20 protein-coding genes are annotated in these 21884 nt (G+C 67.0%); 14 read left to right on the top strand and 6 right to left on the bottom strand.

Annotation, left to right across the window (positions count from 1 at the left end):
- Window positions 1–43: 43 nt before the first annotated feature.
- Genes OKW87_RS01185 through OKW87_RS01195 form a run of 3 tightly spaced genes read right to left on the bottom strand, consistent with a single transcriptional unit; the run spans window position 44 to window position 1794 of the window.
- Complete coding sequence (locus tag OKW87_RS01185; RefSeq protein WP_265541595.1) at window positions 44–832, bottom strand: hydrolase 1, exosortase A system-associated; 789 nt, start codon at window positions 830–832, stop codon at window positions 44–46.
- The gene (locus OKW87_RS01190) at window positions 820–1509 is read right to left on the bottom strand and encodes a hypothetical protein (RefSeq protein ID WP_265541597.1); all 690 of its coding nucleotides are present in this window, start codon (window positions 1507–1509) and stop codon (window positions 820–822) included. Before OKW87_RS01190 ends, OKW87_RS01185 begins: the two co-directional genes overlap by 13 nt.
- A gap of 12 nt (window positions 1510–1521) precedes the next feature.
- Complete coding sequence (locus OKW87_RS01195; RefSeq protein ID WP_265541599.1) at window positions 1522–1794, bottom strand: acyl carrier protein; 273 nt, start codon at window positions 1792–1794, stop codon at window positions 1522–1524.
- 75 nt (window positions 1795–1869) lie between these two features.
- Here OKW87_RS01195 and OKW87_RS01200 point away from each other — a divergent pair, with 75 nt between their 5' ends.
- The 13 genes from OKW87_RS01200 (at window position 1870) to OKW87_RS01260 (ending at window position 17750) form a co-directional block, all read left to right on the top strand.
- A complete protein-coding gene (locus OKW87_RS01200; protein WP_265541601.1) occupies window positions 1870–3471 on the top strand; it encodes an acyl-CoA ligase (AMP-forming), exosortase A system-associated in 1602 nt (533 codons plus the stop codon).
- A complete protein-coding gene (locus OKW87_RS01205) occupies window positions 3471–4670 on the top strand; it encodes a pyridoxal-dependent decarboxylase, exosortase A system-associated (protein WP_265541603.1) in 1200 nt (399 codons plus the stop codon). The genes OKW87_RS01200 and OKW87_RS01205 overlap by 1 nt, the downstream gene beginning before the upstream one ends.
- Before the next feature lie 96 nt (window positions 4671–4766).
- Complete coding sequence (locus OKW87_RS01210; protein ID WP_265541604.1) at window positions 4767–5411, top strand: XrtA/PEP-CTERM system exopolysaccharide export protein; 645 nt, start codon at window positions 4767–4769, stop codon at window positions 5409–5411.
- Window positions 5412–5424: 13 nt separating this feature from the next.
- Window positions 5425–6942 carry an XrtA system polysaccharide chain length determinant gene (locus tag OKW87_RS01215; protein WP_265541605.1) on the top strand — a complete coding sequence of 506 codons (1518 nt, stop codon included), beginning with the start codon at window positions 5425–5427 and terminating at the stop codon, window positions 6940–6942.
- Window positions 6943–6946: 4 nt separating this feature from the next.
- Window positions 6947–7873, top strand: a complete 927-nt coding sequence (locus OKW87_RS01220) for an AAA family ATPase (protein WP_265541606.1) — start codon at window positions 6947–6949, stop codon at window positions 7871–7873.
- Complete coding sequence (locus OKW87_RS01225; protein ID WP_265541608.1) at window positions 7870–9465, top strand: hypothetical protein; 1596 nt, start codon at window positions 7870–7872, stop codon at window positions 9463–9465. Before OKW87_RS01220 ends, OKW87_RS01225 begins: the two co-directional genes overlap by 4 nt.
- A gap of 17 nt (window positions 9466–9482) precedes the next feature.
- A complete protein-coding gene (locus tag OKW87_RS01230; RefSeq protein WP_265541609.1) occupies window positions 9483–10868 on the top strand; it encodes an ExeA family protein in 1386 nt (461 codons plus the stop codon).
- 3 nt (window positions 10869–10871) lie between these two features.
- Window positions 10872–11714: an XrtA system polysaccharide deacetylase gene (locus tag OKW87_RS01235; protein WP_265541611.1), complete on the top strand. Its 843-nt coding sequence runs from the start codon at window positions 10872–10874 to the stop codon at window positions 11712–11714.
- An 8-nt stretch (window positions 11715–11722) separates the two neighbouring features.
- Window positions 11723–12784 carry a FemAB family XrtA/PEP-CTERM system-associated protein gene (locus OKW87_RS01240; protein ID WP_265541613.1) on the top strand — a complete coding sequence of 354 codons (1062 nt, stop codon included), beginning with the start codon at window positions 11723–11725 and terminating at the stop codon, window positions 12782–12784.
- Complete coding sequence (locus OKW87_RS01245) at window positions 12784–14004, top strand: TIGR03087 family PEP-CTERM/XrtA system glycosyltransferase (RefSeq protein ID WP_265544186.1); 1221 nt, start codon at window positions 12784–12786, stop codon at window positions 14002–14004. The genes OKW87_RS01240 and OKW87_RS01245 overlap by 1 nt, the downstream gene beginning before the upstream one ends.
- Window positions 14001–15530 (top strand): exosortase A, encoded by a 1530-nt coding sequence (xrtA, locus tag OKW87_RS01250; protein WP_265541615.1) that lies wholly within the window; start codon window positions 14001–14003, stop codon window positions 15528–15530. The genes OKW87_RS01245 and xrtA overlap by 4 nt, the downstream gene beginning before the upstream one ends.
- A gap of 1 nt (window position 15531) precedes the next feature.
- Window positions 15532–17424 carry an XrtA/PEP-CTERM system amidotransferase gene (locus OKW87_RS01255; protein ID WP_265541616.1) on the top strand — a complete coding sequence of 631 codons (1893 nt, stop codon included), beginning with the start codon at window positions 15532–15534 and terminating at the stop codon, window positions 17422–17424.
- Window positions 17425–17435: 11 nt separating this feature from the next.
- Window positions 17436–17750, top strand: coding sequence for a YdeI/OmpD-associated family protein (locus tag OKW87_RS01260; RefSeq protein WP_265541618.1), 315 nt, complete (start codon window positions 17436–17438; stop codon window positions 17748–17750).
- 6 nt (window positions 17751–17756) lie between these two features.
- Here the strand turns inward: OKW87_RS01260 and OKW87_RS01265 are convergent, their stop codons facing one another.
- Window positions 17757–18188, bottom strand: coding sequence for an MAPEG family protein (locus OKW87_RS01265; RefSeq protein ID WP_265541620.1), 432 nt, complete (start codon window positions 18186–18188; stop codon window positions 17757–17759).
- A gap of 128 nt (window positions 18189–18316) precedes the next feature.
- On the opposite strand from OKW87_RS01265, the gene OKW87_RS01270 reads away from it, so the two are divergent.
- On the top strand, window positions 18317–19081 hold the full coding sequence (locus tag OKW87_RS01270) for an SDR family oxidoreductase (protein ID WP_265541622.1): 765 nt from the start codon (window positions 18317–18319) through the stop codon (window positions 19079–19081).
- A gap of 210 nt (window positions 19082–19291) precedes the next feature.
- On the opposite strand, the gene OKW87_RS01275 is transcribed toward OKW87_RS01270, so the two are convergent.
- Window positions 19292–20347, bottom strand: a complete 1056-nt coding sequence (locus OKW87_RS01275; RefSeq protein WP_265541624.1) for a 1,9-bis(guanidino)-5-aza-nonane synthase — start codon at window positions 20345–20347, stop codon at window positions 19292–19294.
- Window positions 20348–20520: 173 nt separating this feature from the next.
- Window positions 20521–21747, bottom strand: coding sequence for a type III PLP-dependent enzyme (locus tag OKW87_RS01280; protein WP_265541625.1), 1227 nt, complete (start codon window positions 21745–21747; stop codon window positions 20521–20523).
- Between the last annotated feature and the right edge of the window lie 137 nt (window positions 21748–21884).

Here is a 21884-nt window from a genome sequence, read left to right on the forward strand (position 1 = left end):
CCGATTTCATCGGCTCCCTCCCTCTCCCACAAGGGGAGAGGGATTAAGCGAGAGCCGCTAGGATTCGCTCGAACAGCCAATCCTTGTCGGACACTGAGGCGAAGCTGTGGCTGGCGCTGTCGAGTTGCTCCAGCTTGAGGCGGGGGCGGACTGGATCGAAGGCCCGGCCCTTGAGGGCGTCGGCGAAGGCCAGGGCGGTATTGTCTCCCTGAGCGAGCAACAGGGTGATGGGCACATTCGTTGCGGCCAGAGCCGTTGCGAGGCGGGGGGCCAGACCATCGCGTGCCTCAGATTTTCTCTGCGATGATTTCGCTAAACCTTTGAATAGCTTGATGATACTGACGCCGCCGCGCGCGAGCCTGAGCCATTCCTTCGGATCGCGCATCCGTTCGGCATAGCGGGCGCGGATCGCGGCGGCGGGGGGGAGGTCGTCGCTTGCCTCGATCACCCAGGGATTGGCGAGGATCAGCGCGTCGATGCCGGCCAGGCGGTGGAAGAAGGCCAGCGCGGTGGCGGCGTCGCAGTTTCCGAACGCGACGATCCGCTCGACGCCTGCTTCGCGGAAGGCGGCGGCGGCGGCGGCGATATCCTCGGCGCTGCTTTCGAAGCCTTGATTTTCGCCGGTGGAGTCTCCGATGCCGCGGCGATCGAAGCGGAAGACCGGGTGGCCCGCCTCGGCGAGGCGCGCGGCAAGCATTGCCATGCCGCGGTGTGCGCCCATGCGGACTTCGTTGCCGCCCGAGACGATGAGCAGGCCGGTCGTGCCGGGGGCTTCGTCGAGCGAGCCGACGAGGGTTTCGCCCGCGCAGGGGAAGGCGATCAGCCTTCGCATGCGCGGACCCAGGCGGCGATGTCGTCGGCGAGGAGCGCGGCGAGTGCGGGGTCGTTGTCGGGCTCGGCGCGGCGCCAGAGGGGGGATCCGGGGACTTTGAGGTCGGCGGGCTTCGGATCGCTTTCGTGCCGTACCACCCGCAGCGGCAGTTCGTCTTCCGGGCCGAAGGGCGTGACCCCTTCCAGCGCGCTGAGAATCGCGATCGAAATCCGATTGCCGGCAATCTCGGTGACGTCCGCCGCCGCCCACCAGCAATCGTCGAGCGAGGCGGCGGCAGGGGCCATTCGCTTGAGTTCGCGCAACAGTTCGGGCCCGGACTGCGAGGCGAAGTGCCAGCGGCCCTCGGCCGGGGCGAGCGTGTCGAGCAGGGCGCCGCTTCGGATGCCTAACGCATAGACCGGCCGGGCGATGCGCGCGCAGGCCGCTTCGAAGCCGTCACGGATATCCATCAGCGAGACCTTCTCGGTCGCTAAGCAGCTCTCGCCTTGCCCGGGCAGATCGGGCAGCGCGCCAGCGATGCCGCGCTCGGCCAGCGCGCGCAGCAGCGCTACCACAAAGGTCCGCGTGCGGTTCGCTTCCTCGAACAGCGGGAGCGCCGCGACTATGACCGGGCCGTCTGCGGGACCGAAGCGGAGCATCGCTTCGCGCCCACCGGCCCAATCATAGTGATCGATCACCTGAGCGCCCGATCAGCCAAGGGCTTTGTCCGCGGCGAAGCGCGTGAGTGCGCCGAAGGTCTCGAGCATCTCGCCGTCGACCTCGTCATCCTCGATGACGACGCCGAGCCGGTCTTCCAGCTCGGTGAGAACCCCGGCGACCGCGAGCGAATCGAGTTCGGGGAGCGCGCCGAACAGCGGCGTCGCTTCGGTGAAGGCATGGGCACGCGCTTCGCTGAGCCCCAGTACGTCGCGCAGGACACCGCGCACCGCATTTTCTACTTCGACCAACCCATCGCGCTGCACTGAACATTCCCCTGAGGCGCATTTTTCGCTGCCCTAAGGGTTGGCGGGTGCGCTGCCAAGGGTAAGGGTAGGCGGATGATCGAACTCGATCCGACGCCATGCCCGATCGACAGGCTGCCGCTGCGCGGGGCGCCGGGCGCCGTGGCGCTCGAGGATCGCGCCGGAATGCTCAGCTATTCGGGGCTCGAGGCGGCCGTGGGCGGTCTCGCGCACTGGCTGGCCGGACAGGGGATCGCGCCGGGCGAACGGGTGGCGAGCTGGCTGCCCAAGACGCGCACCGCCTGCATCCTGCCGCTGGCGGCGCCGCGCGGGGGCCTGGTGCATGTGCCGATCAATCCGGTGCTCAAGCGGGCGCAGGTGGCGCATATCCTGGCGGACAGCGGCGCGACGCTGCTGGTGACGCAGGCGAGCCGGATCGATTCGCTGGAACCCGGCGATGTGCCCGCGGGATGCCGGGTGGTCACCGAGGAGGACATTGTCCCGGTGGGCGTGGTGCCGCCTTCGAGCGCCGACCCCGACGCGCTGGCGGCGATCCTCTACACTTCTGGATCGACCGGGCGACCCAAGGGGGTGATGCTAAGCCATGCCAATTTATGGCTCGGGGCCATCAGTGTGGCGCATTATCTTGAGATCGAGTCTGAAGATCGGGTGCTCGGGGTGCTGCCGCTCAGCTTCGATTATGGGCAGAACCAGCTATTCTCGACTTGGGCGGCGGGGGCGCGGCTTATCCCGCTCGACTATCTGACGGCGCGCGATGTGGTGAAAGCAGTCGAGCGCTTTGGCGCGACGACCCTGGCCGGGGTGCCGCCCTTGTGGGTGCAGTTGCTGGAGGCCGAGTGGGCCGCGGAGACGGCGGCAAGGCTGCGGCGGCTGACCAATTCGGGCGGGGCGTTGACCCCGCGGCTGGTGCGCGGGCTGCGGGAGCGGTTTCCGCGGGCCGACCTCTATCCGATGTACGGGCTGACCGAGGCGTTTCGATCGACCTATCTGGCCCCCGAGCTGGTCGACGCCAATCCCGATTCGATGGGGCGGGCGATCCCTTTTGCCGAGGTGATGGTGGTCGCGCCGGACGGGACGCGAGCGCCTGTCGGACAGCCGGGGGAACTGGTGCATGCCGGGCCGCTGGTGGCACAGGGCTATTGGCGCGATGCCGAGCGGACCGCGCAGCGCTTCCGTCCGGCGCCTATATTCGCCACAAGCGGTGGCATGGCGGTCTGGTCGGGCGATACGGTGGTGGAGGGCGCGGACGGGCTGCTGCGGTTCGTCGGGCGGGACGACGAGATGATCAAGAGCGCCGGCAACCGGATCAGCCCCACCGAAGTCGAGGAAGCGGTGTTGCGTGGGGGCGAGGTTTCCGAAGCGGCGGCGTTCGGCGTGAAGGACGAGCGGCTGGGGCAGGCGATCCTGCTTGTCGCGCGGGGCGACGGCAGCCTGGAGGATGCGTTGCGGGCGCGACTGCGGCGGGACTTGCCGAGTTTCATGCAGCCGGCGCACTATGTCTGGCGCGAGGCGTTGCCACGGAATGCGAACGGTAAGCTGGATCGAGCTGCTTTGAAGGCGGATTTTTCCTTTCCCGCCATCCCCGCGGAGGCGGGGATCCAGCATGGCGGAGCCACGCCCTTCGTGACACTGGATCCCCGCCTGCGCGGGGATGACGAAGGGGAGGAGGGGGAGTGATGACCTCAAAGCCCTTCGGTCCGATCCCGCCCGAGTTTCGCGATCTCGCCGCGCTGCCGTGGCTCGATCAGGCTACCCCCGCTTATGTCTATGATTTCGGCATCGTCGCCGCCCGGATCGCGCGGCTGCGTGCGGCGCTGCCGGCGGGGGTGGCGGTGCATTATGCGATCAAGGCCAATCCCTTTGCGCCGCTACTCCGGGCGATCGCGCCGCTGGTGGACGGGCTGGATGTGGCCTCAGCGGGAGAGCTGGTCCGCGCGGCTGACGTCATGGCGGCGGGCGCGATCAGCTTTGCGGGTCCGGGGAAGCGCGATTTCGAGCTCGAGGCGGCGATCTCCGCAGGGGCGACGATCAACCTCGAATCTGAAGGCGAAGCGGTGCGGGCGCTCGCGCTTGGCGATCGGCTGGGCGTGCGGCCCCGGCTGGCGGTGCGGGTGAATCCCGATCATGAACTGCGCGGTTCGGGGATGAAGATGGGAGGGCGCGCGTCGCCCTTCGGGGTGGACGCGGCGCGGGTTCCGGCGCTGGTTCGCATGCTGCTCGAAGCGGGGGCCGAATGGCGAGGGTTCCATATCTTCGCCGGATCGCAGTCGCTCGATACGCAGGCGGTGATCGAAACCCAGGCGGCGACGGTGGCGCTGGCGCTGCGGCTGACGCAGGAAGCGGGACAAGCGCCGCCGCTGGTCAATCTGGGCGGGGGGTTCGGCATCCCCTATTTTCCGGGCGACCTGCCGCTCGACATCGAGGCGATCGGCGCGGCGCTGGGGGAGACGCTGGCGCGGTTTCCGGGGCCCGGCTTCGCGATCGAGCTGGGGCGCTGGCTGGTGGGCGAGGCGGGGGTCTATCTGGCGCGGGTCGTCGACCGGAAGGAGAGCCAGGGCGAGACCTTCCTGGTGGTGGAGGGGGGGCTCAACCACCATCTGGCGGCCACGGGCAATTTCGGGACGGTCGTGCGCCGCAATTATCCCGTCGCGGTGGCGCACCGGATGCAAGATGCGCCCGAGGAAGTGGTGACGATCGTCGGGCCGCTCTGCACCCCGCTCGACCGGCTGGCTGACCGGGTGGCGCTGCCGCGGGCCGAGCCGGGTGACGTCATCGCGATCTTCGCATCGGGGGCCTATGGCGCGACCGCGAGCCCCTCGGCCTTCCTGGGGCATCCGCCGGTGCGCGAGACGCTGGTCCCGCACCTGCACGACTAACGCTATCTTTACCTCTCCCTCGCATAGCTGACCCCGATCCAGCGGGAAGCAGCCGAGACGTCGGGTGCGCGTACCCGGGTCGGAGGGAGCTCGAAGATGCGTTTCATGGGATTCGGCAAGGTTTTCATCGGCGTGGGGACAGCCTCTGCGCTATTGTCGGGGTGCGCGGGTGGCGGAAGTCGTCCGGAACTGCCGCCTGCCAGCTTCGTCGGCACGCGCGAGGCGCCGAGCGACGAATATATCATCGGCCCGCTCGACCAGCTCAACATCTTCGTGTGGCGCAACCCCGAGCTTTCGTCGAAGGTCCAGGTGCGCCCCGACGGCCGCATCACGACTCCGCTGATCAGCGACATGCCCGCGGTGGGCAAGACCCCGGCGATGCTCGCGGACGACATGAAGTTCGCGCTGGGCGAATATATCAAGGACCCGATCGTATCGGTGATCGTCGAGAATTTCTCCGGCACCTATAGCCAGCAGGTCCGCATCGTCGGCGCGACCGAGAAGCCGGCGTCGATCCCCTATCGCGCCAACATGACCGTGCTCGACGCGATGATCTCGGTCGGCGGGCTTTCCGAGATGGCGTCGGGCAACCGCGCGCGTCTCGTAAGGCAGGACCGGGCGACCGGCAAGCAGCGCGAATATCGGATTCGGCTGGGCGACCTGCTCAAGAACGGTGACATTTCCGCGAACGTCAAACTCGAACCGGGCGACGTGATCATCATCCCCGAGAGCATGTTCTGAGGGGCCCGGCAGGATGGGAAGTCTTTTCGACGAAGCGCGCGCCGCGCTCCATGCGGTCTGGATGCGCCGCTGGCTTGCGCTGGCAGTGGCCTGGGGCCTCTGCCTGGTGGGCTGGCTTGTCGTGTCGCAAATGCCGAACCGCTATGAATCGCGGGCGCGGATCTTCGTGCAGCTGCGCCAGATCCTCCCCAGCGAAAACGGGGTGTCGGCGCTAGAGCAGCAGAAGGATATCGACCGGGTTCGCCAGACGCTTACCTCGGCAGTCAATCTCGACAAGGTCGTGCGCGGCACCGACCTGGCGCGCACCGTCTCCAACGATCGCGACATCGCCGATCGAGTGGCCGGGCTGCAGAAGGCGATCAAGCTGACCGCGCAGCAGGACAATCTGTTCGAAATCACGGTCACGGCGCCAAGCGGCAAGCTGGCGCGGCAGATCGCGCAGAAGCTCATCGACATCTTCGTCGAGCAGAACCTGGCCGACAACCGCGACCAGAGCGGACAGTCGCTCCGCTTCCTCGACCAGCAGCTCGACCTGCGCCAGAAGGCGCTGCAGGAAGCCGAGGTCAAGAAGTCCGACTTCACCAACCGCTATCTCGGCTCGCTGCCGGGCACCGGCTCGCTCAACGACCGGATCGGCGCGGCACGCACCCAGCTCTCGCAGGTCCAGGCCGACCTGGCGGCGGCGCAAAGCAGCCTCAACGCGGTGAACGCGCAGATGTCCGGCACCCCGGCCAATGTCGCGGGCGCAGGGGGCGGCGCGGTCGCCGGCCCGGCTCGGGCGCGACTCGCGGCGATCCAGGGGCAGATGGCCGAGGCGCGCTCGCGCGGCTGGACCGACAATCATCCCGACATGGTGGCGCTCAAGAGCCAGCTCGGCGCAGCGCAGGCCGCCGCGCGCAACGAGCCGGTGACGGGCGGCGGGGTCGGCGCTTCATCCAACCCGCTCTATCTGAGCCTGCGTTCACTGCAGGCCGATCGCGGCGCGCAGGTCGCGGCACTGGTGCAGCGCAAGAGCCAGATCGAAGGCGACCTGGCGACGCTGCAGGCCAAGATGACCAGCGAGCCCGGCGTTGCCGCCGAGCAAGGCCAGATCGACCGCGAATATGCGGTGCTGAAGGACCAATATGACAAGCTGCTCGCCCAGCGCGAGCAGATCCGCCTGCGTAGCCAGGCGCAGACCGAGACCGACGCGGAGAAGTTCAACATCGTCGATCCGCCGACGCTGCCCAACGCTCCGACTGCGCCAAATCGGCCGCTGTTGCTCACCGCGGTGCTGATCCTGGGGCTGGGCGCCGGTGCGGCTGCGGCGTTCGCGCTCGACAAGCTGACCGCCACCTTCTCGACCGCCTCGCGGCTCGAAAAGGCCAGCGGCATGCCGGTGATCGGATCGATCGGCGAAGTGGTGTCCGCGGCGCAGGCCGAGCTGCGCCGCAAGAAACTGACGCTCTTTGCCGGGGGACTCGCCGCGCTGGCGATCGCCTATGTGGGGCTGGTCAGCGTCGAATTCATCCAGCGCGGAATGGGGGCATGACGCGATGAACGACCAGAGTCCGCGCCGATATCAGGGCAGCCTGCTCGAGCGGGCGGCGGCGCTGCAATTCGCGCCGCCGGAGCCCGTTCCGACGATCGAAACCGAGGTCGCCGCACCCGTGGTGCCCGTCCCCGACGTGCCGGCGGCCAAGCCGGCAGAGCCGACGCTGCGCCGCGCGGCAGGCCGTCGCTCCGCGCGGATCGATCGCCAGTTGCTGGTCGATGCGGGGATGATCGTGCCTGGAAGCGCGATCACCGCGCTGGCGGAGGAATTCCGCATGGTGAAGCGCCAGCTGCTGCTCACCGCGCGCGCCGTCGCCGCCAAGGAGACCGTCCAGGCTGCCGACAAGGCGCGGATGATCCTGGTCTGCTCGGCGCAGGCCGATGAGGGCAAGACCTTCTGCGCGATCAACCTGGCGCTTTCGATGGCGGCCGAGAAGGATGTCGAAATCCTGCTCGTCGACGCCGATTTCGCCAAGCCCGACATTCTCGAGCGGCTGGGATTGCCGCAGGGGCCCGGGCTGCTCGATGCGCTGTCCGGATCGGTCGCCAATGTCGAGGACTGCATCGTCGATACCGACGTGCCGCAGCTCTCGGTGCTTTCGGCGGGCACCAAGACCAACAACGACACCGAATTGCTGGCAAGCGATCGTGCGCGCGCCGTGATCGACGGGCTGGCGCAGGCCAATCCGCGCCGCATCGTGATCTTCGATTCGCCGCCCGCGCTCGCCGCCTCGCCGGCATCGGTGCTGGCGCTGCATGTCGGGCAGGCGATGCTCGTGGTGCGCGCCGACCAGACGAGCGAGAGCGACCTGCGCGAGGCGGTGAGCACGCTCGACGGCTGCGAGCATATCCAGCTCGTCCTCAACGCCGTCTCGTTCCAGCCGGGCGGACGCCGCTTCGGCACTTATTATGGGGAGGCGGGCAAGTGACCCGGCTGTTGCTGATCGCCGGCGCAGGGCTTGTCTGCGCGGTTCAGCCGGCAAGCGCCCAGCGCCTGCAGGTTGCGCCCTATATCGAGGCCAGCCAGGTGCTGACTTCCGACCTGACCAACGGCGCCGACCTGCTGACCTATTCGACGATCGGCGCGGGCGTCGATGTGACCGCACAGACGCGCCGTGTCGAGGTGCAGGTGAGCTACAATTACGAACGGCGCTTCGCCTACGACAAGCAGCTCGCCAACGACCAGACACATAGCGGCCTGGCGCGGGTGCGTGCGCGCGTGACGCCTGCCCTCAGCATCGAGGCGGGGGCGATCGCGACGCGAACGCGCTCGGACATCCGCGGCGACGCGCTCGTCACCGACCAGGGCAATGTCCGCAACAGCAGCCAGATCTATTCGGCCTTCATCGGCCCGAACCTTTCGACCAATATCGGCCCGCTCTTCGCCAATGCCGCCTATCGTTTCGGCTACACCAAGGTGGAAGCGCCCTTCGCGACCGGCGTGGCGCCCGGCCAGCCGCGGCTCGATTATTATGACGATTCGAAGGTCCATGTCGCCACCGCCAGCATCGGCGCCAAATCGGGTACGATCCTGCCGGTAGGCGTGACTGCCAGCGGTTCGTTCACGCGCGAGGATGCGGGGCAGCTCGACCAGCGCTTCGAAGGCAAGTTCCTGCGCGGCGACGTGGTCGTGCCCGTCTCGCGCGGAGTCGCGGTGGCGGGCGGCGTCGGCTATGAGAATATCGAGATCAGCCAGCGCGATGCGCTGCTGACCCCCGCGGGTGCGCCCGTGGTGGACAATCGCGGACGCTTCGTGACCGACCCGTCGTCGCCGCGGCGGATAGCCTATGATTTCGACGGGCTGTTCTGGGATGCGGGCGTCATCTGGCGTCCGAGCAGCCGCACCTTCCTCGAGGCGCGCGTCGGCCGCCGCTATGGCTCGATGAGCTATACCGGCTCCGCAAGCTACGAGATCGGCAAAGGTAGCGGAGTCCAGATCGGCGTCTATGACAGCGTCGAGACCTTCGGCCAGCAGGTCGGCAATTCGCTCTCGTCGCTGCCCACCAGCTTCCAGACCTCGAACGATCCGTTCGGCAATCAATATAGCGGCTGCATCTATGGGACGACCGGCGCGGCGGCGGGCGGGTGCCTCAACCAGGTCTTCGCATCGTCGGCGACCTCGGCATTCCGATCGCGCGGGATCACCGGCGTCGCCGTGCTCAACACGCGCGGCACCCGGATCGGTGTGGGCGGCGGCTATTCGCGCCGCGACTTCATCGCGCCGCGTTCGACCGGCACCGTGTCGATCAACGGCGTGACCGATGAAGCGGTCTATGCCCAGCTCTTCGCCTCGGGCGAAGTCGGGCGCAACGGCTCGGTGAGCAGCAGCCTGTTCGCCAGCTATACCGATACGGACCTGGCCGGCGCCGAAGGCGTCCTCGGCTGGGGGGCGAACACGGCTTACACGCATAGCTTCGGGCAGCTTGGCGCAATCGCGTCGCTCGGGCTTTTCGGTTTCGAGAGAGACGGCGATACCAGTGCCTCTGCGCAGGCGCTGGTCGGTCTCCGCTACGGCTTCTAAGTCGGGAAAGAGCGAGAATGTACGACGATCATTATGGATTGAGCGGGCGCGCGTTTCAGCTGACTCCTGACCCGCGCTTCTGGTTCGACACCGCCACGCACCGCAAGGCGATGGCCTATCTCGGCTATGGGCTGAGCCAGGGCGAGGGCTTCGTGGTGATCACCGGCGAACCCGGCGTCGGCAAGACGACGCTGGTGGGGCATCTGCTCGGCGAGATCGATGTCGAGCGGCTGAACGTGATCAAGCTGGTCTCGTCGCAGATCGGCGCGGACGATCTGTTGCGGATGGTCAGCGCGGGGCTCGACGTCGATCCGAAGGGCGCGTCCAAGGCGGCGATGCTCGCCGACATCGAGCGCGGCCTGCATGCGGTTGCGCGCAGCGGCCGCCGCACGCTGTTGATCGTCGACGAGGCGCAGGCGCTGCCGCTCGAAAGCCTGGAGGAGCTGCGGATGCTCTCCAACTTTCAGGCCGGCGGCTATCCGCTGCTGCAGATATTCCTGCTCGGCCAGCCCGAATTCCGGGCGATGCTGCACAATCCGAAGCTCGAGCAATTGCGCCAGCGGGTGATTGCGATGCATCATCTCGAGCCGATGGAAGCCGCAGAGGTCGAACCCTATCTGATGCACCGCCTTTCCTGCGTGGGCTGGAACGGCAAACCGCGCTTCACCCACGACGCGGTGACGGCGATCTATCGCTGGTCGGGCGGAAGTCCGCGCAAGATAAACCAGCTCGTCAGCCGCGTGTTGCTGTTCGGTGCGGTCGAGCGGATCGAGACCTTCGGCGCTGCCGAACTTGCCGCGGTGATCGACGATCTCGCGGTCGACAGCCCGTTTCCGCATGCGCCGAGGCAGGAAGAAGCCACGGCCGAGTCAATCGAGCACCCGGTCGAAGAACCGGTGGTAGAACCGGCCGACGAAAGCCCGGCGGAAGCGTCCGCGATCGAGGGGATCGAGCGTGACGAAATCGCGCCGCTGCCGATGGGCACGCCGACGCCTTCCGCGCCCGCCGAGCCGCGCCCGATTCGCGCCGAGCCTCGCATCGTGCCCAATGAGCCGCGTCCGATCCAGGTCGAACCGCGGGTTGCCGCGGGCGAACCGTTCGAGCTGCGTCCGATCCGGGCCGAGGCTGAGATCGAGGCGCTCGGCATCGAGACCGACGTGGTTCGCGCGCAGGAAGAAGCACAGCCGGTCGAAGTGGATATCGAGGAACTGGCTCCGGTTGCCGAGGAGGTAGCCGAGCCAAGTGCGGATGCGCTGGGTCAGCGCATCGCGATGCTTGAGAAGCAGATGCAGGAGCAGGACGAGGCGCTGCGCCGCGTGCTGACGCTGCTGGTCGATTGGGTGGAGACCGGCGACATGAGCCGGCGCCCGGACCTGTCGACGATCCGCGGGACCGCGGCCTGACGGATGCTGGTCAACGCCCTTTCCGTCGATGTCGAGGACTGGTTCCAGGTTGGCGCCTTCGAGACGACGATCGCACGGTCCGACTGGGACGGGCTGGAGCATCGCGTCGAGGCGAATACCGATCGGGTGCTGGCCCTGTTCGACGCGAGCGGGGTCAAGGGCACCTTCTTCATCCTCGGCTGGGTGGCGGATCGCTATCCCGCGCTGATCCGGCGGATCGCTGACGCAGGGCACGAGGTCGCCAGCCACGGCTGGGACCATCAGCGGGTCTTCACGATGGGCCCGGAGCAGTTTCGCGCCGATCTTGCCGCGGCGAAGGCGGCGCTGGAGGATGCCGGCGGGACCCGGGTCACCGGCTATCGCGCGCCGAGCTTCTCAATCGACACCCGGACGCCATGGGCGCACATCGTGCTGGCCGAAGAGGGCTATTGCTATTCGTCGAGCATCGCGCCGATCCGTCACGACCATTATGGCTGGGCCGATGCGCCACGACGGGCCTTTCGCCCGGTCGAGGGGGCGCCGCTGGTCGAGCTGCCGATCACGATCGCCGCGGTGATGGGCCGCGAGATCACCACGGGCGGGGGCTTTTTCCGCCTGCTGCCCAACCGTGTGACGGATCGTGCCGTGCGCGGCGCGAATGCCGCGGCGCGCCCGGCGATATTCTATTTCCACCCCTGGGAAATCGATCCCGGTCAGCCGCGCGTCGCCGGCGCGCCGCTCAAATCGAAGCTACGCCATTATGCGCGACTGGGCGCGATGGCGGGCAAGCTGGAGCGGCTGATCGCGACGCATGAATGGGGCCGGATGGACCAGATCGCGGCGCGCGAAGCCGCGCGGCTGCAGTGAACGCGCCGATGCTTTCCCGGCCCGTGGCGCTGCGCGTGGCCGATCTGGACGATGCGATCGAGCGCGCGCGGATCGGTGCGTTCGTGCACGATCATGCCGACGGTACGCCCTTCCATCTGCCCGCCTGGAGCATCGCGGTCGCGCGGGGCTGTGGGCAGCGCAGCCATTATCTCGTGGCCGAGGGCGGCAACGGCCAGATCGTCGGCGTGATGCCGCTGACCGAGATCCATTCGCCGCTGTTCGGCCGGGCTCTGGTCTCGGCGGGCTTTGGCGTGGGTGGGGGGATCCTGGCCGACAATGGCAGCGGAGTCGCGGCGCTGGGAAAGCATGCCTGGCAGCTTGCGGAGCGGCTGCACTGCCCGACGATGGAGGTTCGCGGGGGGCCGCGTCCGGGGCCGGAATGGCTGGTCGATACCGAACATTATCTGGGCTTCAGCCGGCCGCTGGCGAGCGACGACGAGGCCGAGCTGGCCGCGATCCCGCGCAAGCAGCGCGCCGAGGTGCGCAAGGCGTTGGGGCAGGATCTGACGGTGTCGATCGGCTCGGGCGCCGAGGATGCGGCGGCGCATTATGCCGTCTATGCCGAGTCGGTCCGCAATCTGGGCACGCCGGTCTTTCCGCGGCGGCTGTTTGCCGAAGTGCTGCGCGAGTTCGGGCAATCGGCCGATATTCTAACCGTGCGGAGCGGCGGCGCGGCGGTGGCGAGCGTGTTGAGCCTCTACTGGAAGGGCACGGTCTATCCTTATTGGGGCGGCGGCACCGCGGCTGCGCGGACCTTGCGCGCCAACGACCGGATGTATTTCGAACTGATGCACCATGCCCGGGCGCGCGGCTGCAAGCGGTTCGATTTCGGCCGCTCGAAGACGGGCACGGGGGCGGCGGCGTTCAAGAAAAATTGGGGCTTCGAGCCGCAGCCGCTGACTTATTATGAGCGCACCGCCGAGGGCGCGGCACCGCGCGATGCGAGTCCGTTGAACCCGAAATACCGGATGCAGGTCGCGGTCTGGAGCAAGCTGCCGCTGGCCGTCGCCAACCGGGTCGGACCGTGGATCGCCCGGGGCCTGGGCTGATGGGCGACATATTGTTCCTGGCGCACCGCGTGCCCTTTCCACCCGACCGGGGGGACAAGATACGCGGGTTCCACCTGCTGAAGTTCCTATCGGCCCGGAAGCGGGTCCGGCTGATCGCCTTTGCCGACGATCCCAAGGATATGGCGGAGCGAAGCGGGCTGGTGGCGCAGAGTGCCGCGGGCCGCTCGATCGTCTGGCGGGGCAAGTCGCAGCTGCGCGCGGGCATCGAGGCCCTGCTCTCGGGGCGGCCTCTGTCGCTTACGGCGTTCGGTGACGATGCGGTGCGGGTGCAGGTGGCCCAAGCGCTGGCCGGCGATGCGATCGGCACGGTCTTCCTCTTTTCGAGCCAGATGGCGCAATATCTGCCGCGGCACGTCCGCCAGCGGGTGATCATGGATTTCGTCGACATGGATTCGGCCAAGTTCGCGGCCTATGCCGAGGGTGCAGCCTGGCCGATTTCGTGGATCTATCGGCGCGAGGCGCGGTTGCTGCTGGCGCATGAGAAAGCGGTCGCGGCGCGGGCGGATGCGAGCCTGTTCGTGAGCCGGGCCGAGGCCGATCTGTTTCGCGAGTGCACGGGCGCCCCGCGCGTCCATGCGATCGAGAATGGCATCGATACGGACTATTTCGATCCTGCGACGCGGTTCGAGGCAGTGGATGCGACGGGGGCGGCGATCGTCTTCACCGGGCAGATGGATTATCGGCCCAATATCGAGGCGGTGCGCTGGTTTGCCGAGGCGATCCTGCCGCAGATCCGGCGGGTCCACGCCGACGCGCGCTTCGTGATCGTCGGTCGCAACCCGACCGATGCGGTGACGGCGCTGGGCAGGCTTCCCGGTGTGACCGTGACGGGCGAGGTGCGTGACGTGCGCGGCTGGCTGGCGCGCGCGGACGTCGTCGTCGCCCCGCTCAAGCTGGCGCGGGGCGTGCAGAACAAGATATTGGAAGGCATGGCGATGGCGCGGCCGGTGGTGGCCTCCGCCGCTGCCGCCGAGGGAATCGACCATGACGCGACAATTACGGTCGGCACGACGGCCGAAGAGATCGGCGCGGCGGTGATCGGCTTGCTGTCCGATCCGCGTAGTGCTTTTGAACTGGGCGCTGCGGCGCGCGAACGGGTGATTGCCCGCTATAGCTGGGAGGCGCGGCTGGCGCCCCTGGCCGGACTAATGGACTTGCCCGCAGTCGAGCAGACGAACCCGAAAAGGAGCGCGGCATGACCGTGGCGCTGAACCCGGCCGATTTCAGGCCAGCCGGCACCGCCTTCGATGCGCGCTGGAAGCGGCACGCCGCGATCCTGGCCGGGGTGTGGGCGGCGCTGCTGCTGCTGTTCTCCCGCGACACCGCCGATCTAGCGACCATCTATTGGACCAACACCACCTTCGGGCATTGCCTGTTCATCGCGCCGGTGATCGGCTGGCTGGTGTGGCAGCGGCGGCAGGAGCTGGCGCTGGTGCCGCCGCAGGGCTGGTGGCCGGGGCTGGCGCTGGTCGGCGCGGGCGGGTTTGGCTGGCTGCTCGGCGATGCGTCGAGCGTCGCGCTGTTCCGCCATGCCGGGCTTGTGCTGATGCTGCAGGGCGCCGTGGTGACCGTGCTCGGGCCGAACGTCTCGCGGGCGCTGCTGTTTCCGCTGGCGTACATGCTGTTTCTGGTGCCGTTCGGCGACTTTCTCGAAGGCCCGTTGCAGGACATCACGATCGCGATCATGATGCCGCTGCTGCATCTCTCGGGGGTACCTGCGACGCTGGACGGGGTGCTGATCACCACGCCCAACGGCTTTTTCGAAGTGGCCGAGGCCTGCTCGGGCGCGAAGTTCGTCATCGCGATGATCGCGTACGGCGTGCTGGTGGCGAACGTCTGTTACGTCTCGTGGGGGCGGCGCGCGGCTTTCCTGGCGATGGCGTTGGTGGTGCCGATCCTCGCCAACGGGTTGCGGGCCTATGGCACCGTTTATGCGGCTTGGTGGACTTCGGTCGAGCAGGCGACGGGGATGGACCATATTGTCTACGGCTGGCTTTTCTTCGCTCTGGTGATGGCCGTCGTGCTGGCGATCGGCTGGAAATGGTTCGATCGCGATCCCGATGCGGCCTGGTTCGATCCGATGGCGTTGCAGGCCTCGGTGCGGCGCCGGGTCGAGGCGCCGATTGCCGGGCTGCTGGCGCTGACCGTGGCGAGCCTGTTCCTCGGCTGGTCTAGCCTGATCGCGGCGCGCGCGGCGCCGCTGCCGCCACGCATCGAACTGCCACAGGTCGCGGGCTGGCAGCGGGTGGGGGCAAGCGCGGTCGCGCCGTGGAGCCCCGATTTTCCGGGCGCGGATCATATGCTGATCGGGCGCTATTCGAATGGACGCGGACAGGCGGTCGATCTGGCGGTGGCGGTCTATGCCAGCCAGCATGAGGACAAGGAACTGGTCGGCTTCGGGATCGGGGCGATCCGCGAGAATGACCGCTGGGTGCGGATCGAGGACGTGCCGTCCTACGCGCGCGGCCATGCGATCCGCATGATCGGGCCGGGACGGGTGGAACGCGAGACGGTGAGCTGGTACCGCATCGGCGACATGCTGACCGGGAGCGACAGGCGCGTGAAGCTCGAGACTCTGAAGACCAAATTGCTGGGCGGAAACCAGGCGGGCGTGGCTGTCTTGCTCTCGGCCGAGCAACCGGGCGCGCGCGGCGCGATCGACGACTTCCTGAAGGTGCTCGGCCCTGTCGACGCCTTCGCCGACCGCATGGCCGGCACGCGCTAGGATGTGCGGCATTGCGGGGCTTTATTACCCCGCCATTGCGAAGCCCGTCGATCCCGCCCGCATTGTCACGATGCGCGATGCATTGTGGCATCGCGGGCCCGACGGGTCAGGGGTGTGGATCGCGCCCGGCGTGGGGCTCGGGCATCGGCGGCTGGCGATCATCGATCTGGAGGGCGGCATCCAGCCGATGGCGACGCCCGACCAGGGGGTGGCGGTCACCTTCAACGGCGAAATCTACAATTTTCGCGAGGTGCGCGCCGAGTTGGAGGCAAAGGGCGCGCGGTTCCAGACCGACAGCGATACCGAAGTGCTGCTTCACGGCTGGCGGGCATGGGGCCCGGGGATGCTCGAGCGGCTGAACGGGATGTTCGCCTTCGCGCTCTACGATGCCAATGCGCAGAGCCTGTTCCTGGCGCGCGACCGGTTCGGGGTGAAGCCGTTGCTCTATGCCGAGCTTTCGGACGGCGCGGTGGCGTTCGCGTCCGAGCTCAAGGGGCTGCTCGCGCATCCGCTGCTGCGACGCTCGCCCGATTTTCGCGCGGTCGAGGATTATCTCGGGCTCGGCTATGTGCCCGACGATGCGTCGCTGGTAGCGGGGGTGAAGAAGCTGCCGGCGGGGCATTTTCTGCTGCTCGGGCGCGGCCAGCCGGTGCCAGCGCCAAAACGCTGGTGGGATCTGGACTTCAGCAAGCGCGCGACCGGCAAGCAGCGCGATCTGGAAGCCGAGCTGATCGACCATATGCGCCGCGCGGTGCGATCGCGGATGATTTCCGACGTGCCGCTGGGCGCCTTCCTCTCGGGCGGGGTGGACAGCAGCGCGGTGGTCGCCCTGATGGCCGAGGCGAGCAAATCGGCGGTGAAGACCTGCACGATCGGCTTCGACGAGGCGGACCATGACGAGACCGCGCATGCCGCTCTGATCGCGCAGCGCTTTGCCGCCGATCACAGCGTGAAAAGCGTCGATTCGAACGATTTCTCGCTGATCGATACGCTGGTGAGAGCGTTCGACGAGCCGTTTGCGGATGCATCGGCGCTGCCGACCTATCGGGTGTGCGAGCTGGCGCGGCAGAGCGTGACGGTGGCGCTTTCGGGCGACGGCGCGGACGAGGCGTTTGCAGGCTATCGGCGCTACAAATTCTTCGCCGCCGAAGAGCGGTTGCGCAACCTGCTGCCGGAAGAGCTGCGCGCGAAACTGTTCGGCACGTTGGGGCGGCTTTATCCCAAGGCCGATTGGGCGCCGCGGCCGTTCCGCGCCAAGACCACGCTGCTGGCGCTCGCCGAGAATGGCGAGTTCGCCTATCCCAAGGCGGTGGGGGTGACCGACCCGGCGCTCCGCGAGCGGCTGTATCGGGCCGAGGCGCTGAAATCGCTGGGCGGGCACCGCGCCGAGCAGCGCTATGTCGACGCGATGCGCCGGGCGCCGGCGCGCGACGGGCTCGACCGCGCGCAATATGCCGACATCCAGCATTGGCTGCCCGGCGACATCCTGACCAAGGTCGATCGTACCAGCATGGCGGTGAGCCTGGAGGCGCGCGAGCCGTTGCTTGATCATCGTCTGGTCCAGTTCGCGGCGACGCTGCCGCCGTCGCTGCGCATCAAGGCCGGGCAAGGCAAATGGCTGATGAAGAAGGCGCTCGAGCCCTATCTGCCGAAGGAGATACTCTATCGGCCCAAGATGGGGTTCGTGACCCCGGTAAGCGCCTGGTTCCGCAAGGCGCTGGCCGACGAGGCGGCGGCGCTAGGGCGATCGCGGGTGCTGGCGGGGACGGGCTGGTTCGATCTATCGGTGATCGAGAAACTGGCGGCGGAGCATAAGTCCGGGCGGGCCGAACATGGCCGAACCCTGTGGCAGTTGCTGATGCTCGAGCGGAGTCTGGTTCGGCTCTTCGGATAAAGGAGATTTGCGTGGGACACGCATTTTCGCACGGGACCGTCCATGCGGCGGCCGATGACCTTCAGGCGGCTTTGCGATCCGATCCGGGGATCCTGGCATTGTGGGAGAGCCTGACGCCGCTCGGCCGGAACGAGTTCATCTGCTGGGTCGAGGATGCGAAGCAGCCGGCGACGCGGAAAAGACGCATCCTGCGGACCCGCGAAGAGCTGGTGGAGGGCAAGAAACGGCCCTGCTGCTGGGCCGGATGCATCCACCGCACCGACAAGGCGCCCAGCCGATGGCAGCAGGCCGTGCTGATCGACGGGAAGGCGAAGCCGGGCGGCTGAACGAGGCTATTGCGCGAACACTACCATTGCCGCGTGCAGCGTCAGCGCGACCAGGGCCAGGCTCGATAGCAGGAACAAGGTGAAGCGGATCGCGATCTTGTTGAAGGTCGCCTGGACGAGGCTGTGGGCGATGCGAAGGCCGACATAGACCCAGGCGATCCAGGCGTTGACGCCGTTGCCCGCGCCGATGAGCGCAAGGGTGAGCGCGACCGCATAGAAGATCGTCGGCTGCTCCATCAGGTGGATATAATTGTGCGCCGGCCACTGATCGCGCTCGGCCAGCATTCCATCGAGGATGCCGGGGCGACCGCCGCGCGCCTTGGACAAATCGATGCCCGCTTTCTTCAGCGCAGGCATGCGGATGGCCATCATCCAGGCAAGCATCACAAGCGACCAGGCGATCAGCAGGACGACAGGTTTCAGGATTTCGGCGTGCATGGCTTTCCCCTCCGGTTCCGGGCCAGACTTATCCACTGCGCGGTCGATTGCAAATTGGGGGCGGGGGGTCACCGAATGCCGGAGGGGTTCCTAGATGTACCGGACGAGCCATTCCGGAGACACGCATCATGAAGACTCAAGGCAACACCATCCTGATCACCGGCGGCGGATCGGGGATCGGCGCGGCGCTGGCGCAGCGCTTCCACGACGCGGGCAACAGCGTGATCGTCGCCGGGCGGCGGCTGGACGCGCTGGAGGCGGCATGCGCGGGGCGGCCGAACATGCATGCGATGACGCTCGATGTGGAAAGCGCGGAGGGCGTGGCGGACTTTGCCGAGCGGCTCTTGGCAGCGCATCCGCAGGTCAACGTTCTGATCAACAATGCCGGGATCATGCGCTTCGAGGATGCGACCCAGCGCCGCGACCTGGCCGATGCCGAGGCGACGATCGCGACAAACCTGCTCGGGCCGATCCGGCTGATCGATGCGCTGGTCGATCATCTGCGCGGCCGGGCGGATGCGGCAATCGTCAACGTGACGTCGGGGCTGGCTTATGTGCCGCTGCTGACCACGCCGACCTACAATGCGACCAAAGCGGCGATCCACAGCTATACGGTGGCGCTGCGCGAACTGCTGAAGGGTGAGGTGGAGGTGATCGAGCTGGCGCCGCCGGCGGTGCAGACGGGGCTGACGCCGGGGCAGGAGAACCGGCCGGGCTATCAGCCGCTGGAAGAGTTTGCGGCGGAGGTGATGGCGCTGTTCGGCCAGGTGCCGACGCCTGCGGAGATATTGGTGGAGCGGGTGAAGTTCCTGCGCGATGCGGAGGCCGAGGGGCGTTTCGATGCCACGCTGCTGCAGTTGAACGCGATGGCGAAAGCGGCGCGGGAGGGGTGAAGCAAATTCCCTCTCCCCTTGTGGGAGAGGGAATAAGCCGACGAAGTCGGCGGAAGGAGCATCAGGCAAACAGCGCCCCGCGCTGTTTAGCCCATGCCGGGGGCATGGGCGACCTGATGCTGGGAAGTGAGACCCAGTCCCCCTCATTCTTCCCACTCGCTACGCGAGCGGGCCCCTTCCTTCTCCCACAAGGGGAGAAGGAGGTTGGACTTAGTAAAACAGCTTCGCCCAGGCGCGCTTGGCGCGGTCCTTCCAGTGGCCGCGGTGGTAGGCGTCCGAGGCCAGCAGCGGCATCACGCTGCCCGCTTCGGCGAAGACCATCTGCTCGATGCCGGTGTTGACCTTGCCCCAGCTCGCCGCTTCCTGCAGCGTCGAGGAGGAGCAGGCGCCGTCGCGGACGTCTGCGACGGTGATCTGGATCGCATATTTGTGCACCTCGACATCGTCGTGGCCGAGGATCTCGGCGCATACGACGGTGTCCTGGATGAAGTTCTTCGGAACACCCCCGCCGATCATCAGCAGCCCGGTGGTGCCGGCCTTGATCTTGATGTCGGTGAGCTCGCGGAAATCGGCGATGGCGTCGAGGACCATGTACGGCTTGCCGGCCTTCACCGAATCGACCTGGTGCTTCACGAGGCCGAAGCCCGCCGAGCTATCCACGAATGCCGGGCAGAAGATGGGGACGTCATGCTCGTAGGCGAGCTTGACGAGGCTGTTGTCCTTCTTGCCATGCTCGACGAGATACTTGCCCATCTCGCGGATGAAGGCGCGCGAGCTATAGGCCTTGGGCTCGAGCGTCTCGGCGATCTCGAAGATCGTGTGATCGACGTGCTGGAGCTCTTCCTCGTCGATATAGGTGTCGTAGATCCGATCGATCAGCAGCGAGCGCAGCGTATCGTCATCGGGCACTTCGAGCGCCTGATAATGTTTGTGACCGAGGCCTTCGAAGAAATCCATGTCGACGATGGTGGCGCCGGTGGCGACGATGACGTCGACCATGTTCGAGCGGACCAGCTCGGCATAGAGGTCCATGCAGCCGCCGGCTGACGTGCTGCCGGCGATGACGAGGACGACGGTGCAATCCTTGTCCGCCAGCATGTCGTTGTAGATCTTGGTCGCGCGGCCGAGATCTCGGCTGGTGAAGCTCATGTCGCTCATCGCATCGACGATCGGGCGCGCGTCGAAGCTGGTGATGTCGATATGCTTGACCTGCTTCGAGAGCAGCTCGGCCTTGCGGTTGTCGTTGGGTACCAGAGTGTCGGTCATAGTCTCATCTTCACAAGAACCGCCGTCATTCAAAGGGGACGCGGGAACCCGTGGGAGACGGTGGTTGCCGCCCCGATTTACGCCGTCATCCCGGCGAAAGCCGGGATCCAGAGCCAAAAGCGAACAGCTTCAACACCCTGGATTCCGGCTTCCGCCGGAATGAAGGACTATTACTACAGCTTGACGACGTTCGAGGGCAGAGCCCGCTGGTCATCGGCGCCGACATAAAGCGAAACCATTGGCTCGTCGTCGACGATCACGGTCTGGTCCGAGCCGAAGCCGTTGAACGCGGTGCGCATCGCCGAGCCATAGGCGCCGAGCATGCCGATCTCGATATAGTCCCCCGCGCGAACGTCGGCGGGGAGCAGGAAGGGGCCTGCCATATGGTCGAGATCGTCGCAGGTCGGGCCGTAGAAGCTGAACTCCATGTCGCGCGCGTTCGAATCGGGCTCGCGCAGGAGCTGGACCGGGAAACGCCAGCCGATATGCGCCGCATCGAAGAGAGCGCCATAGGCACCGTCGTTGATGTAGAGTTCGTCGCCGCGGCGCTTTTCGACGCGTACGATCATCGAGCTATATTCGGCGCACAAGGCACGGCCGGGCTCGCACCACAGTTCCGACGAATAGCTGACCGGCAGCGATTCGAAGGCACGGTGGATGGTCGCGAAATAGCGCTCCAGCGGCGGAGGCTCCATGCCGGGATAGGACGACGGGAAACCGCCGCCGACATCGACGACATCGACGGTGACGCCCGCATCGACGATCGCTGCGCGGACGCGCTCCATCGCATTGGCATAGGCCTCGGCCGACATCGCCTGGCTGCCGACATGGAAGCAGATGCCGAGCGCATCCGCGACCTGGCGGGTGGCGATGAGCAATTCCTTGGTCTCGCCCGGGATTGCGCCGAACTTCGACGCGAGGCTGAGCTTCGAATGGTCCGAGGAAACGCGGAGCCGCACGCAGAGCGTGAGATTCTCGGCACCGTCCGTGGCGCGGACAATCTTGTCCAGCTCTTCCAGGCTGTCGAGACTGAACACGCGTACGCCGTGATCGAAATAGGCCTCTGCAATCGCTTCCACCGCCTTGACCGGGTGCATGAAGCAGCAGGTCGCCTCTGGCAGCGTCGATGCGACAAGGCGAACCTCGGCGATCGAGGCGACGTCATAATGCGTGATGCCGCTCTCCCACAGGATCTGCAGCAGATCCGGGGAGGGGTTCGCCTTCACGGCATACATCGAGCGACCCGGAAACTTCTCCACGAAGAAGCGGGCGGCACGCGATGCGGCGTGCGGACGAGTCAGCGTGACCGGCTGGACCGGGCCATGCTTGGCGATGTCGATGCCGCGTGCGGCGATCGACGGGGCAATAGCTAGCCCCAACGCTCTAGGATGCTTGTGCAATTCAAGGGACCTCCAAGTGGCTTGCGCCGTACGGTGAAAAGCTGCCTTGCGGTTGGAAGTCCCATGGGGCAGCGGAAGGCGGCACATAAGGACGATGAGTCCGGCTGTAAAGCGATTCGGGGTCGGGAAATGCACGG

The sequence above is a fragment of the Sphingomonas sp. M1-B02 genome, from assembly GCF_026167525.1.
GTDB lineage: Bacteria > Pseudomonadota > Alphaproteobacteria > Sphingomonadales > Sphingomonadaceae > Sphingomonas.

Bases quoted from the DNA above. Each gene is read 5' to 3' on its own strand.
- OKW87_RS01185 (WP_265541595.1), bottom strand. From the start codon at position 832: ATGCGAAGGCTGATCGCCTTCCCCTGCGCGGGCGAAACCCTCGTCGGC.
- OKW87_RS01200 (WP_265541601.1), top strand. From the start codon at position 1,870: ATGATCGAACTCGATCCGACGCCATGCCCGATCGACAGGCTGCCGCTG.
- OKW87_RS01205 (WP_265541603.1), top strand. From the start codon at position 3,471: ATGACCTCAAAGCCCTTCGGTCCGATCCCGCCCGAGTTTCGCGATCTC.
- OKW87_RS01210 (WP_265541604.1), top strand. From the start codon at position 4,767: ATGCGTTTCATGGGATTCGGCAAGGTTTTCATCGGCGTGGGGACAGCC.
- OKW87_RS01215 (WP_265541605.1), top strand. From the start codon at position 5,425: ATGGGAAGTCTTTTCGACGAAGCGCGCGCCGCGCTCCATGCGGTCTGG.
- OKW87_RS01220 (WP_265541606.1), top strand. From the start codon at position 6,947: ATGAACGACCAGAGTCCGCGCCGATATCAGGGCAGCCTGCTCGAGCGG.
- OKW87_RS01230 (WP_265541609.1), top strand. From the start codon at position 9,483: ATGTACGACGATCATTATGGATTGAGCGGGCGCGCGTTTCAGCTGACT.
- OKW87_RS01235 (WP_265541611.1), top strand. From the start codon at position 10,872: ATGCTGGTCAACGCCCTTTCCGTCGATGTCGAGGACTGGTTCCAGGTT.
- OKW87_RS01240 (WP_265541613.1), top strand. From the start codon at position 11,723: ATGCTTTCCCGGCCCGTGGCGCTGCGCGTGGCCGATCTGGACGATGCG.
- OKW87_RS01245 (WP_265544186.1), top strand. From the start codon at position 12,784: ATGGGCGACATATTGTTCCTGGCGCACCGCGTGCCCTTTCCACCCGAC.
- xrtA (WP_265541615.1), top strand. From the start codon at position 14,001: ATGACCGTGGCGCTGAACCCGGCCGATTTCAGGCCAGCCGGCACCGCC.
- OKW87_RS01255 (WP_265541616.1), top strand. From the start codon at position 15,532: ATGTGCGGCATTGCGGGGCTTTATTACCCCGCCATTGCGAAGCCCGTC.
- OKW87_RS01265 (WP_265541620.1), bottom strand. From the start codon at position 18,188: ATGCACGCCGAAATCCTGAAACCTGTCGTCCTGCTGATCGCCTGGTCG.
- OKW87_RS01270 (WP_265541622.1), top strand. From the start codon at position 18,317: ATGAAGACTCAAGGCAACACCATCCTGATCACCGGCGGCGGATCGGGG.
- OKW87_RS01275 (WP_265541624.1), bottom strand. From the start codon at position 20,347: ATGACCGACACTCTGGTACCCAACGACAACCGCAAGGCCGAGCTGCTC.